This window comes from Aeromonas sp. DNP9 (assembly GCF_001728955.1).
Lineage (GTDB): Bacteria > Pseudomonadota > Gammaproteobacteria > Enterobacterales > Aeromonadaceae > Aeromonas > Aeromonas veronii.
The window spans coordinates 12,678-25,754 of sequence record NZ_LYSQ01000019.1 but is presented as its reverse complement, the minus strand read 5'-3'; the positions used below and the strand labels follow the sequence as shown (position 1 = coordinate 25,754).

Here is a 13,077-nt window from a genome sequence, read left to right as displayed (position 1 = left end):
CAACCTGCTGGTGCCAGATTAAAGCAAACATCAAGCCAACAATACAAGACTTTGAAATTCAATGGATTTATTTTGACTACGTCAGAACTTTGTCATTTGCGATATTCAGTCGGAATGGGCAGATCTTTAGCCAGCGGCTGGGGACGGCGACCCTGACCACGGCGGAATTTCTTGAGCTGGAAGACATAGGCGAGCACCTGGGCAACCGCCGCAAACAGCCCTTCCGGGATCTCGTGGCCCAGCTCGGTTGAGTGGTAAATAGCCCGGGTCAAAGCCGGTGACGGCATGATGAGGATCTCGTACTCTCTGGCGATCTCCCTGATCTTCATTGCAATTTCATCTATTCCTTTGGCCACGACCTTGGGCGCGGCACCGGGTTTGCCCGCATCATACTTGAGCGCTACCGAGTAGTGGGTCGGGTTGGTGATCACCACATCGGCCTTGGGCACATCCCCCATCATCCGGCGCATCGCCATCTGCATCTGCAACTGACGGATCTTGCCCTTTACCTCGGGCTTGCCTTCGCTGTCCTTGAACTCGTCCTTGACCTCCTGTTTGGTCATCTTGAGCTGACGCATGTGGTTCCACTTCTGGAACGGCACGTCGATGGCAACGATGGGAAGAAGAGCGCAGCAGAGGATAATCAGCATCCAGAGAAACAGCTCCAACGCATCGATAATGCCGCCGGGAAATCCCTCCATGGAGAGGTTGAGCAGGTGATTGAACTGACTGGATAGCATCCACCAGGCAAACAGGGTGATGAACACCACCTTGGCGATGGATTTGACCAGCTCAATCAGCGACTGCACCCCGAACATTCGCTTGAGGCCACTGAGCGGACTCAACTTGCTCATCTTGGGCATCATGGCTTCGGTGGAGAAGTTCATCCCCCCCATCAGGGTGTTGCCAATAAAGGCGGCAATCGCCACCAGCGCGAACAACAGCCCCAGCGGAAGAACCAGTTCCCCCAGCAGCGCCGGCAGCATGGCGATCATGGCATTGGGATCGAAAGCCTGCTCCCTGTCCAGAGTAAAGCCCATGGTGACAACCTTGATCATGGCAGTCGCCAGCGAGCCCTTGAGCATCAACAGGCCAAAGACCGCCGAGAGCAGAACGCTGGCGGTCCCCAACTCTTTTGAACGTGCAATCTGCCCTTTTTCACGGGCCTGTTGCAGTCGTTTGCCCGTGGGTTGTTCGGTACGTTCCTGGTCGGTATCAGCCATGAGCGCCTCCGAAGCACTGGGTGTTGATCAGCTCGCAGCTGACCTCCTGCACCCGCTCCCACATGATGTCGAAGTGACCGAGGAACCCGCCGATAGTGAGCCAGAGGATCAGCAGACCCGACATCATGCTGACCGCAAAACCGATACTGAAAATGTTGAGTTGCGGCGCCGCCCGGGTCATGACACCAAAGGCAAAGTTGATTAAGAGCAAGGCGACGATGGCTGAGAGCGACATCACCAAAGCAGCCTGATACATCACACCCAGAAACGCACTCAGGGTTTTCATGGATGAAACCGAGAGGCCGTGCTCGGAGACAGGCAGTGTCTCGAAACTAAGAATGACCAGCCGCAGCATCACCAGATGACCATCCAGCGCCAGAAACACCAGGGTCGCCAGCATCAGATAAAACTGACCCACTACGGGGGCCGACTGGCCATTCATCGGGTCCACCAGGGTGGCAAAGCCGAGGCTGGTTTGCATGGCGATGACCTGACCGGCCATCACGAAGCTCTCCATCAGAAACTGGGTCATCAGACCAAGGGCAATACCGATCAGCAATTGCTGGCCCAATACCAGAAAGCTGCCGGCAGAGAAGAGTTCAATGGGGGGCATTTTCGGGAGCAGCGGGGCAATAAGAAAGGTGATGGCCAAAGCCAGCCCCATCCGTACCCGCGCAGGAGCGAGGCGGCTGCCGAACACCGCCATCACCATCAGCAGACTGCTCACCCGCGCCAGCGGCCAGAGGATGGAAGACAACCACTCCATGATCAGAGCGGTTGTGTAGGTCATCCCACCACCTCGGGGATTTGATTGACCATCAGTATGAAGAAGTCCATCAGACTCTGCATTCCCCAGTGAGCACCAATTCCCAGGGCTAGCAGGGTTACGATAAGACGGGGCAGAAAGCTCAGGGTCTGTTCGTTGATGGAAGTGGCCGCCTGAAAGATGGCTACCACCAGCCCGATAGCGAGGCTGGGCAGGATCACGGCGCTGACCATGATATTGACCAACCAGAGCGCCTCGCGAAAGACGTCGACAAAGGTTTCAGGACTCATGTTCGGGCTCCTTGCGCTCGACCGGCTAACCGGCACCCAGTCCGAAACTGTTGGCCAGTGACCCCAAAATGAGGTTCCAGCCATCCACCATCACAAACAGCATCAGCTTGAAGGGCAGCGAGACGATCATCGGCGAGAGCATCATCATCCCCATCGCCATCAGAATACTGGCGACCACCAGATCGATGACCAGGAACGGTAAGAACAGCATAAAACCAATCTGGAAGGCGGTTTTCAGCTCGCTGGTGACAAACGCCGGGATCAACACTCGTAGCGGCACATCGGCAGGTTTCTCCACCTGCACGTTGGCGATCTCCATAAAGGTGTTGAGATCCTTGATCCGGGTCTGGGCCAGCATGAACTGATGGATGGGCAACTCGGCCCGCTCCAGCGCCTCCTTTGCCTGAATGGTCTCGGCCAGATAGGGCTGCAACGCCTCATCATTGATGCGATCCAGCACCGGCGACATGATGAAGAACGACATAAACAGGGCGATGCCGATCAACACCTGGTTGGAGGGACTCTGTTGCAGACCGATCGCCTGGCGCAAGATACCCAACACCACAATGATGCGGGTAAACGAGGTCATCATGATCACCATGGCCGGCAAGAAGGAGAGCGCGGTCATCAGCGCCAGCACTTGCAGGGTCAGGCTGTACTCCTGAGAGCCATCCCCCATGGTCTTGACGGTCACCGCCGACATGGCGTCCTGTGCCAACGCAGGCCAGGAGCAAAACAGTGGTATCAGCAGGCTGACCAGCAACCCCGTTTTCAGCCATAAGCCGTTAGCTTTTTTCATGCTTGCCCATCAATTTGCCAAGCTGCTGGGAAAACGCCTGCGGCTGGTTTTCGTCCAGCGGCTCCTCCAGCCGGTAGAGAAAATTGACCTGCTGCGGTGTTACGCCGACCAGCAGTTGCTGTTCGCCCACCTTGACCACCAGCAGCTTCTCTTTGTAACCCACAGGCAACGAGGCGATGACCCGCATCTGGCCGCCCCCCATGGCGGTCGCCAGCTTGCTCTTCTTGAGCAGAAAGCCCAGCACCAGAATGAGACCAATCACCATCAGACTGGAGAGCAACCAGGAGCTCAGACTTGGCACGTTGGCAGATGCCGCTGTCTCGGCAAAGGCCGGAACAGGCAACAATAACAACAGGAGGCGCATCATTTAAGCTTCTTGATCCGTTCAATCTGGCTGATGACGTCAGTCAGGCGGATACCGAACTTGTCGTTCACCACCACCACCTCGCCGTGAGCGATCAGGGTACCGTTGACCAATACATCCAGCGGCTCGCCTGCAACCCGATCCAGCTCCACCACCGAGCCCTGGTTCAACTGCAACAGGTTGCGGATGCTAATCTGGCTGCGGCCCACCTCCATGGCGATAGTGACCGGAATATCGAGAATGGTGTCGAGCTTGCGACGCTCCTCGGCACTGATGGGGGCATCATCTTTCAACTCTTCCAGCGGGGCTGGCTTGGCTTCCGCCGTCACCTGCTCCTCCAGAGCCGCAGCCCAGGCATCAGCCATCAGATCCTCTTCCTCAGTTCCGCTCATCTTGTTTCCTTATGCTACTTCGTGACCGTTTACCGTAATAAACCGTCAATTATCGCTGTTGATCTTCGATACTGCGCTCGAGCTCTTCCAGCTCGGCCTCGCCATCAATTCGTACCCCGCCCCGGGTCACCAGATGCATCTCCGTCTTGACCCCTTCCGGACGTTTGAGCTTGTCGGTGATCTTGAGCGCCACATTATCCTTGGTGCGGCCCATCTTGGCGTGGAAAGTGGGCAAGTCCTCGACAAAAACCAGCAGATTTTCCGGCATATCGACCGGAATGATATCGCCGGGTCGCAGCTCCATCAGCTCACGCAAAGTGAGCTCGGTCTCCAGCAGCTTGGCCCGCAGCTCCACCTTGACGTCCATGATCTCGTCACGCAGCGCCTTGCTCCAACGTACGTCGGTATCCCCCTTGTCACTCTGCACACCGGCATCCAGCAGCTCGCGAATCGGTTCCAGCATGGAATAAGGCATCGCCACGTGGAAGTCGCCGCCGCCACCATCGAGCTCGATGTGGAACGAGCTGACCACGATCACCTCGGTCGGGCTGACGATGTTGGCCATCGCCGGGTTCACTTCGGAGTCGAGATACTCGAACCCCACATCCATCACCGGCGCCCAGGCATCCTTGTAATCCTCAAACACCAGTTTGAGCAGCATCTGGATAATGCGCCGTTCGGTCGGCGTGAACTCGCGCCCTTCAATCTTGGCGTGATAACGGCCATCGCCACCGAAAAAGTTCTCCACCAGAATGAAGACCAGTCTGGCCTCCATGGTGATGAGCGCTGTCCCCTTGAGCGGGCGGAAGCGCACCATGTTGAGACTGGTCGGCACAAACAGGGTATGAACATACTCGCCAAACTTGAGCATCTGCACCCCGTTGATGGAGACCTCGGCGGTACGACGCATCATGTTGAACAGGCTGATCCGCATATGGCGGGCGAAACGTTCATTCACCAGCTCCAGCGTCGGCATGCGACCACGGACGATGCGGTCTTGGGAGGAGAAGTCAAACTGGGCTACGCCGGGGTCTCCAGCGCCGCCTATCTCTTCCTCTTCGACATCATCGACACCGTGCAAGAGGGCATCAATTTCGTCCTGACTTAACAGATCGCTCACGCTTCACCTACTGCATTACAAAGCCGGTAAACAGCACTTGTTCGATAACGGGGGAAGAGACCAGGTCCTTGAGCACCCGACGGCACTCTTCCAGTGAATCCTTACGCAGCTTCTCCTTGCCTTCAAAGGTCATCAGTTGTTCGGCACTGGCTGCGCTGAATACCCGCAGCAAGGTGCCTTCAATCAGGGGGATATTCTGTTTGGCCAGCGTCTCGTCGGCGGTACCGCGCACCATCAGCTGGATCTTGATCTGCACCAGTCGATCTCGCTGGGCACCTGCAACGTTGAAGACAAAGGGGCGCGGCATACCGACATAGAGGGAAGGTTTAGGCGCTTCCTCCTTGGGAGCGGCCTCGACACCTTCCGCCGCTTCAGCAGGCGGTTTATCGGAGCCGGAGAGCATCAGGAAGGCGCCAACACCACCTCCGCCCAGCAAAATTACCGCCAGAGCAATGATAATGATCAGCTTCTTTTTCTTGCCCGCAGCCGGGTCTTTTAGCGTCAACTCGTTATCGTCAGCCATCCCTTGTCCACCCTAGTCTCAAACTTGTTCGATATCATAAACTTACTCGGGATTGCATCAAGCATAGAAATCAATTCCGGAACCGTTTGTCGATTCCACCAGCAAACTGGGGTTGGAAGTGGTAAGTTCCCCTTCAACCAGCCCGTTACCGGACCGCGGCTGACCACTACTCTGCCCCTGCTGACCCTGCCCGTTAAAAGTGGGCTGGCCCTGTTGCTGCTGTTGTTGCGACTGCTGCTGCACCTGCGTCTGACCAAGCTGGATCCCCTGCCCTGCCAGCATGTCACGCAGCCGGGGCATCGCCTGCTCCAGCATCTCGCGGGTCTGTCCATGTTGTACCACAAAATGGACGTTGGCCTGGCTGTCGGCCCCCATCTGGATCTGGATCTTCATCTTGCCAAGGCCGAGGGGGTCGAGCTGAATTTCCGCCTGTTGCAGTTTTTCGGCCAGCATCACATTGACCTTCTGGTGTAATTCGGCAGGCGCTTCCTGACTGGCCAGCTTCAAATGGGGTAAATTCTGCGGCTCACGGCGCAGCGTTGTCTCAGCGGCGGGCGCCCGGCTATCGGCTACCTGTGGCTGAGTTTGGCTGTTCTGGCCATGCTGAACAGTCTGGCTCGGGCTGCTCTCACCGCTCGATGTCGCCGCAACCAGGCTCTTCTCCGCCTCACCGGCCTTCGGTTTTACCTCAAGCGAAACCGCTTTGCGCACCTCGTCGGTGCCGGTCACTTCCATCTGCTTGATGCCGGCTGAAATGGTCGACAGCGGCGCTTGCGGCCCTTGAGATTCAACCTGTGCCAACACCTGCTGCGGCGCCACCATCACGGGGGCGGCAGCACTATCGGTCTGAGCCGTCGCAGTTGCCGTTACGCTGCTCTGGGCTGCGGCACTTTCTGCGGCACTTTGCGCCGTCGTCACGGGCGCCGAACCTTGATTGGCGGCGGTGGCTGGCTGCAGGCTTCCCTCGGCAGCACTCTTTTCTGCCCCCTTGCCAGCTACCCCACTTCCATCCGCAGTTGCTGAAGTAGTTGCAGCGCCCGCCTCAGACTGCTTGAGCCCCTCGCTGAAGGCCTTGAGCGCAGCCCCCTGAGTCGCGGCTTGCGTCGCCTGCCCCTTGTTAGTCAAAGCATTGCTGGCGGCGGGATCGGATTTGCTGTCGCCAGCCTCTTTTGCAGCGAGAGACTCCGCGGATTTGGCGGTGTTTGCCGACTCATCGACCGGCAGCACCTTGGCCAGCTGAGCCATCCGCTCGGCCCCCGTGAGGGGCTTGGAGTGCTTGCCATCTGCTCCGAGGGTTTCTCCCTTGGCAGAGGCTTTCTCCCCGGACTGCCTATCCGTAGTAGTGGCTGCATCTTCACCTTCAGAGGAGAGAACGGCAGCAGAGGCATCGCCCTGCGCCACCACTCGCGCCGCTGAAGACGATACCGTGGTATCAAGAGTCGAATTGGCGGTCGTCGCCAGCGGCGACTGCGCCCCGTTCTGACCGGCAAGCTGGCTGGCAATTCTGGCAGCGGCAGGGGTCTGCTCGCCGTCATCAAGCGCAATCCCCTCCAGCTCACCCTCTTGCGGCAACGGATTGCCGTCTACCGCAGTGGCGCTCTGTTGGGCCGCCACCGCCAGCTGGGGTGTCACTAGCGAGGTATCGAGCTTGAGGGAGTCTTGCAGGCGTAGTAGAAAGTCGGTGGCAGGGACCTCCTCCACCTTGTTGTCGGCGTCAGGATCCTGCTCCTTACCGGTCTCCTCTTTGGGAGAGGCGCTCTCGGTCGCCAAAGATTTGGCTGATCGGACATGGTTACCGCCCTGAGTGGCCTCGGCGGCGCCCTGTTCGCTGTTCCGGGCCTTGGCAATCAGGGTGGCGAAATCCCCCTTGCTGTCGTTGCCGGTTCCCCCATCGATACTTTTGCTCTCGACGGAACCGCTCAGAGGCGCTTTGTCCAACCCGTTGGCCGGAGCCGAAGGCGTTTGTGTCAACAGTGTCTGCATCATGATGGGATCCCTGAATTCTGGTGGCCCCCAAAGAGATGGCCGCCGACAATGTCCAGATCAAAGCAAGTTACAGGCCAGATTGATGAAAGCGTCGCAACATGGCGTACTCATCCAGCATCTTCTGCTCCTGACGCTGGGCTTTCTGCTGCTCGCGGCTCGCCTGCTTCTCCAGCAACAGCTCTACCGCCTTGCGCCGCTGCTGGGCCGCCAGCCACTCTTCACGGCGCTGTTCCAGCGCCTGACGCACCTGCAACACCCCTTCGTACTGCTGGGTCGCTGCCTGTTCGAGCTTGTTGATAAAGGCGTGATACTGGGTATTTTGTTGAGGCGAAATCCCCTGCAGGCCGCGATCGGTCCACTGCTGGTGATAGATCTGGCGGTACTGGTTGAGGGCATTTTGCTGATCCATGAACAGCTTGAGATCCTGCTGCGCCTTCACCAGCGCCAGCGCACACTGCTGCTCCGCCTCCACCAGCCGATCGGCCAACAATACCAACCCTTTACTCATCGTCGACCTCTCTGTTACCGACCATCATCAGCGCATCAATGGCATCGCCACCATCTGCAAGGCTTGCAGGCCATCATCGTAGTGAATGACCTCGCGCATCCCCTGCTGCAAGAACTGATCCAGATAGGGTTTTTGAATGATGGCACGGTCGATGCGCGGATCGGAACCCTGACTGTAGGCACCGATGGTGATGAGATCCCGGTTCTGCTGATAGAGGGAGTAGAACTGCTTGAGGGTGCGCGCCAGATCCATATGTTCCGGCGAGGTCACCATGGGCATAACCCGGCTGATGGACTTCTCGATGTCGATAGCCGGATAGTGGCCCGCATCGGCCAGCTCGCGCGACAGCACTATGTGGCCGTCGAGGATCGCCCGCGCCGCATCGGCAATGGGATCTTGCAGGTCATCCCCCTCGGTCAGTACGGTGAAGAATGCCGTGATGGAGCCCTGGCCGTCACTGCCGTTACCCGCCCGCTCCACCAGCGCCGGTAATTTGGCAAATACAGACGGTGGATAGCCCTTGGTTGCAGGCGGCTCGCCCACCGCCAGCGCGATTTCACGCTGGGCTTGGGCATAACGGGTCAGTGAATCCATCAAGAGCAGCACATTAAGCCCCTGATCGCGGAAATATTCGGCAATGGCCAGCGCCGTTTCACACCCCTTGAGCCGCATCAGCGGCGAGGCATCAGCGGGAGCCGCTACCACCACAGAGCGGGCACGCCCCTCCTCTCCCAGAATGTCTTCAATAAACTCTTTCACTTCCCGGCCCCGTTCACCGATGAGGCCGACCACCACCACATCTGCCACCGAGCCGCGAGTCATCATGCCAAGCAGCACCGATTTACCGACACCGGAACCGGCAAACAGCCCCATCCGCTGGCCCTGCCCTACCGTCAGCACGGCATTGATGGCACGTACCCCCACGTCCATCGGCTGATGGATCGGGCGGCGAGAAAGCGGGTTGATGCGGTGTTGGGCAAACTGCACGGTCTGGGAGGAGAGAATGGGGCCGAGGCCATCGAGTGGCTGGCCGATGCCGTCGATGACTCGACCAAGCAGGTTCATCCCAACCGGAATGCCGTGCTCTTCGGTGATGGGCACCACCCGGGCACCGGGGATCACCCCCTTGAGCTGCTCGCTCGGCATTAGATAGAGGCGATCGCCAGAAAAACCGACCACTTCAGCTTCCAATGTCCCATCAAGGGTATCGATACGGCAGAGGGCACCGATGGCGGCGCGGCAGCCGATGGCTTCGAGGGTCAGCCCCACCACCCGGGTCAATTTGCCGGCAACCGGCGGTTTGGGGGCGCTGTCACGTACCTTGTACCCTTGCAACCGGTTCAGTAGCGAGCCGCTCATCTGGCCTCCTGAGAGCTAAAAAGTGCAGCCGGACGGCAACGTCCGGCATCGGTTATGGGCGTGGATCCTGCGAAGCCGGTTTCTGCGACGCATTATCCCGCAAGAAGTTGCGCAGCAACTGATCGATGCGCCCGGAGAGGGTCAGATCGATGCTGGAGAGCTCGGTAGCCAGTTGCAGATCGCCGGGGGAGAGGGTGGGATCGCTCTGCAATCGCCAGTGGCGCTTGGCGCACTCGTCGACGCCAAATGCCTGTTCGATTCGTGCGATATCGTCGGGATGCAACATCAGAGTCACCCCCTGTTCGGCGGCAGGCAGCAAGGCCAGCCCCTCTTTAAGCGCCTCCAGCAGAATGCGGGGGGAGGTCTCCGCTTCGTGACGAATAAGCGCGCGGGCCAGTTGCATCACCAGCGAGACCAACTGCTGCTCCACCGCCTGATCCAGCTCGTTAAGCGGATTGGCAAGGCGGGCGGCGAGCCCCTGCCAGTGGGCGATCTCCTGCTCCACCAGCTCGCGCCCCATGGCCAGCCCCTCCTCGCGCCCCTGTTCGAGACCAGCGGAATGACCCTGTTGCAATCCTTCCAGCTTGCCCTCTTCCATACCCTTGGCATAACCGGACTCGCGCCCCTCGGCCATCCCCTCTTCCCAAGCGGCCTGACGGATCGCTTCAAGCTCTTCGGCGGTGATGCTGGGGGTCGGCTCCTGTTCGGGCTCCGGCTCCACCACCTCCTCTTCCTGCTGATACCAGTCAGGGGCCAGGCCAAGAGCATTGGTAGGCGCTCCCGCCTCTACCTCGACCTCCATCTCGGGCCAGCCCCAGGTCTCAACCCGGGCATCATCGCCCTCGGGGCGCACATACCCACGCAGTTTGTTGTTCATGCTTTGCGCGGCTCCTCACCACTGCCTGATGCGGGTTTGGCATCGCAATTCGGTTTATGGGCCATGGCTTAGAGGAACTCCTCGCCGCCACCGGCACCCAGCATGATTTCGCCGGCATCCGCCAGACGACGGGCGATGGAGAGGATCTCTTTCTGGGCCGCTTCCACTTCGGAGACCCGGATCGGCCCCATGGCCTCCAGATCGTCTGCCAGCATTTCGGCCGCCCGTTTGGACATGTTCTTGAAGATCTTCTCGCGCATCTGATCGTCGGAGCCCTTGAGGGCGCGTTGCAGCAGATCCCCCGGCACTTCCCGCAGCATGGTCTGGATGCCGCGATCGTCCACATCGATGAGGTTTTCGAACACGAACATCAAATCCTGGATCTGCTGGCTCATCTCTTCGTCCGACTCGCGGATGGAGTCCATCAACTGGCCTTCGATATTGGTATCCAGGTAGTTCATGATGTTGGCGGCAGCCTTCAGGCCGCCCATCTTGGCTGCCTGGGCACCGGCCGCACCGGCGAACTGTTTCTCCATGATGTCGTTCAGCTCTTGCAATGCCGCCGGTTGTACCTCTTCGAGGTTGGCGATACGCATCACCAGATCGAGGCGCACCTGCTCCGGGAACTGGCTCAGGATCTCGGCGGATTGCTCCGGCTCCAGATAGGAGAGCACGATGGTCTGGATCTGCGGGTGTTCGTTCTGGATGATACTGGCCACCTGACGGGCATCCATCCACTTGAGCGAATCGAGGCCACGGGCGCCGGAACCGAGAATGATCTGGTCCACCAGGTTGCTCGCCTTGTCCTCGCCAAGGGCCGCCACCAACGCCTTACGCACGAAGTCTTCGCTGCCGATACCGATGTTGGTGTACTTCTGGATATCGTCGATGAATTGACGGTGCACCGCCGCCACCCGATCGTGACTGAAGTCGGACATGGAGGCCATCGACATACCAAGCCGCTGCACCTGCTTGGGCTCGAGATGACGGAAGATCTGGGCGGCATCCTCTTCATTGAGGCTCAGCATCAACACCGCAGCCATCTCCATCCCCGACATCTGGTCGAGGATCTGGCGCTGACTGTCGGTGATGTCATTGCCGGTGACTTGACTCTTCTTTTCTTCAGGCATCTTTGTTCGTTACCCATTCTTTAATGACCTGAGCGGCCAGATCCGGCTCGTTCGCAACCAGCGCACGTACCGCCTTGAGCAAGTCTTCGTCACGGTGCAGATCCGGCAGTTTCAGCTGGCCATCGCGGACACCAAATACCTGATCGTTCTCGACTTGTGCTGACAGCAGACTCAACTCGTCGTCGCCACCCAGTACGGTGTGGTTGTCGAAATCCACTTCCCCTTCCGGTTTGGCATCCGGGTAGAGCAGTCGCTTGAGCATGGGGCGAACTACGGTGACGATCAAGACGATGATCACCAGTACCGAGGCGGCAATCCGCACCGCACGCCAGAACCAGGGCTGATCGTAGAGCGGCACCTCAGCCACGGTATCCAGCTCTGGGCGATTGAACGGAATCGCGACCACCTCAAGGGTATCACCCCGGGTCACATCAAAGCCAAGGCCACCGCTCAACAAACGGCGCAATGTATCGAGTTCCGCCTGGGTGCGCGCCTCACGGGTCACGGCCCCGTCGGCACCGGGTACCGCTTTGTAATCCACGGCAACCGAGACGGTCATGCGGCGAATGCCTCCCATCTGGCGACGGGTATGGCTGACGGTGGTATCCAGTTCGAAGTTGCGGGTTGCCTCTTTGCGGGAGCGGCCCGAAGCGGCAGCGCTGGCACCATCACCACCGGTCGCCTCCTCGGGAATATTGGAGGCGGCAGGGGGCTGGTTGGAGAGGGCGCCGGGCACACCACCGTTGCTACCACTGGCGCTGTTCTCTTCCATGGTCATCTCGGAGCGCACCGCAGGCAGGTCCGGGTTGTAAGTCTTGCGGGTCTGCTCCTGCTGGGAGAAGTCGAGGGAGAGATCCACTTCCGCCGTATAGTTGTCGGCCCCCAGCACCGGGATCAGGATGGCGTCAATTTTTTGTTTGTACTCCAGCTCCTGCTTCTGCTGCATGGCAAACTCTTTGCGAGTCTGGGCAGAGATCGGGTCTTGCGAGCCGGAGTTGAGCAGACGGCCATTCTGGTCGGTGACGGTGACGCGGGTCGGCTCGAGACCGTGCACGGCAGAGGCGACCATATCAACGATGGAGTCCACCTCCCCCTGCCCCAGCGCCGCCCCTTTCAGGTTGAGCACCACGGTGGCACTGGGTTTGCGTTCGTTGCGGGCAAAGACGTTGTCTTTCGGGATAGCCAGCAGTACCTGGGCCTTGGCCACATTCTGGAACTGCTCGATGGCGCTCGCCAGCTGGCGCTCGCGGCTCAGCTTCAGACGTTCGCTCTCCATCCGCTGGCTGACGCCGAAACTGGAATCTTTCAGCAGGATATCTTCACCACCGATGTTGCTATCGGTGGCATTGGCAAGACCGGCACGGGTCAGGGCCAGCTGGATAGTGGGGTAGCTTTCGGCGTTGACCAGCACGCTCTTGCCATCCACCTCATAGGGGATCTTCTGCTGATCGAGGAAGTCGAGAGTCTTCACCAGCTCCTGGGTAGTGTAGGTGCCGAGGGGACGCATGTCCGGCTCCTTGCCCCACAGCAGGATAAACACCGCAATAGCCAGACAGATGGCAAGCCCCAGGATCAGGGTGATTTGCCGCAGTACATCGGTATTGGACAGGAATCCCAGCGCCGAACTCTTCTGCTCATTTTCATCGAGGGCGGCGGTGCCCTCATCGTTTATCAGCAGATCGCCGTTTTGGTCAGTAGCCACGATTTATGTCCTTATTGCTGACATGTTCATGATGTTCA

Annotated in this window: 14 protein-coding genes; all 14 read right to left on the bottom strand. The window is 59.1% G+C overall.

Translation table 11 applies throughout. The features are described 5' to 3' along the window. Positions 1-92: 92 nt before the first annotated feature. Entirely contained in the window at positions 93-1,223 is a 1,131-nt protein-coding gene (gene flhB, locus A9G06_RS14020; RefSeq protein ID WP_069555623.1) for a flagellar biosynthesis protein FlhB, read from the bottom strand. Continuing rightward, positions 1,216-2,013 (bottom strand): flagellar biosynthetic protein FliR, encoded by a 798-nt coding sequence (fliR, locus tag A9G06_RS14015; protein ID WP_005353677.1) that lies wholly within the window; start codon positions 2,011-2,013, stop codon positions 1,216-1,218. Before fliR ends, flhB begins: the two co-directional genes overlap by 8 nt. Then, a complete protein-coding gene (fliQ, locus tag A9G06_RS14010; protein ID WP_005334727.1) occupies positions 2,010-2,279 on the bottom strand; it encodes a flagellar biosynthesis protein FliQ in 270 nt (89 codons plus the stop codon). The genes fliR and fliQ overlap by 4 nt, the downstream gene beginning before the upstream one ends. 25 nt (positions 2,280-2,304) lie before the next feature. Continuing rightward, positions 2,305-3,078 (bottom strand): flagellar type III secretion system pore protein FliP, encoded by a 774-nt coding sequence (gene fliP / locus A9G06_RS14005; protein WP_005334729.1) that lies wholly within the window; start codon positions 3,076-3,078, stop codon positions 2,305-2,307. Continuing rightward, entirely contained in the window at positions 3,065-3,445 is a 381-nt protein-coding gene (fliO, locus tag A9G06_RS14000) for a flagellar biosynthetic protein FliO (RefSeq protein WP_005362049.1), read from the bottom strand. The genes fliP and fliO overlap by 14 nt, the downstream gene beginning before the upstream one ends. Beyond that, entirely contained in the window at positions 3,442-3,834 is a 393-nt protein-coding gene (gene fliN, locus A9G06_RS13995; RefSeq protein ID WP_005298791.1) for a flagellar motor switch protein FliN, read from the bottom strand. Before fliN ends, fliO begins: the two co-directional genes overlap by 4 nt. A 49-nt stretch (positions 3,835-3,883) precedes the next feature. Next, positions 3,884-4,954 (bottom strand): flagellar motor switch protein FliM, encoded by a 1,071-nt coding sequence (fliM, locus tag A9G06_RS13990; RefSeq protein ID WP_005334736.1) that lies wholly within the window; start codon positions 4,952-4,954, stop codon positions 3,884-3,886. A gap of 7 nt (positions 4,955-4,961) precedes the next feature. Further along, the gene (gene fliL / locus A9G06_RS13985; RefSeq protein WP_069555622.1) at positions 4,962-5,477 is read right to left on the bottom strand and encodes a flagellar basal body-associated protein FliL; all 516 of its coding nucleotides are present in this window, start codon (positions 5,475-5,477) and stop codon (positions 4,962-4,964) included. A 57-nt stretch (positions 5,478-5,534) separates the two neighbouring features. Beyond that, entirely contained in the window at positions 5,535-7,463 is a 1,929-nt protein-coding gene (locus A9G06_RS13980; protein WP_069555621.1) for a flagellar hook-length control protein FliK, read from the bottom strand. A 67-nt stretch (positions 7,464-7,530) separates the two neighbouring features. Further along, positions 7,531-7,971 carry a flagellar export protein FliJ gene (fliJ, locus tag A9G06_RS13975; RefSeq protein ID WP_005334746.1) on the bottom strand — a complete coding sequence of 147 codons (441 nt, stop codon included), beginning with the start codon at positions 7,969-7,971 and terminating at the stop codon, positions 7,531-7,533. A gap of 27 nt (positions 7,972-7,998) precedes the next feature. Then, on the bottom strand, positions 7,999-9,330 hold the full coding sequence (gene fliI / locus A9G06_RS13970; RefSeq protein ID WP_005334747.1) for a flagellar protein export ATPase FliI: 1,332 nt from the start codon (positions 9,328-9,330) through the stop codon (positions 7,999-8,001). A gap of 52 nt (positions 9,331-9,382) precedes the next feature. Beyond that, positions 9,383-10,207 (bottom strand): flagellar assembly protein FliH, encoded by an 825-nt coding sequence (gene fliH, locus A9G06_RS13965; RefSeq protein ID WP_069555620.1) that lies wholly within the window; start codon positions 10,205-10,207, stop codon positions 9,383-9,385. A 68-nt stretch (positions 10,208-10,275) separates the two neighbouring features. Further along, positions 10,276-11,337, bottom strand: coding sequence for a flagellar motor switch protein FliG (fliG, locus tag A9G06_RS13960; RefSeq protein ID WP_005334749.1), 1,062 nt, complete (start codon positions 11,335-11,337; stop codon positions 10,276-10,278). Then, positions 11,330-13,039, bottom strand: coding sequence for a flagellar basal-body MS-ring/collar protein FliF (gene fliF / locus A9G06_RS13955; RefSeq protein ID WP_005334750.1), 1,710 nt, complete (start codon positions 13,037-13,039; stop codon positions 11,330-11,332). The genes fliG and fliF overlap by 8 nt, the downstream gene beginning before the upstream one ends. Positions 13,040-13,077: the final 38 nt, after the last annotated feature.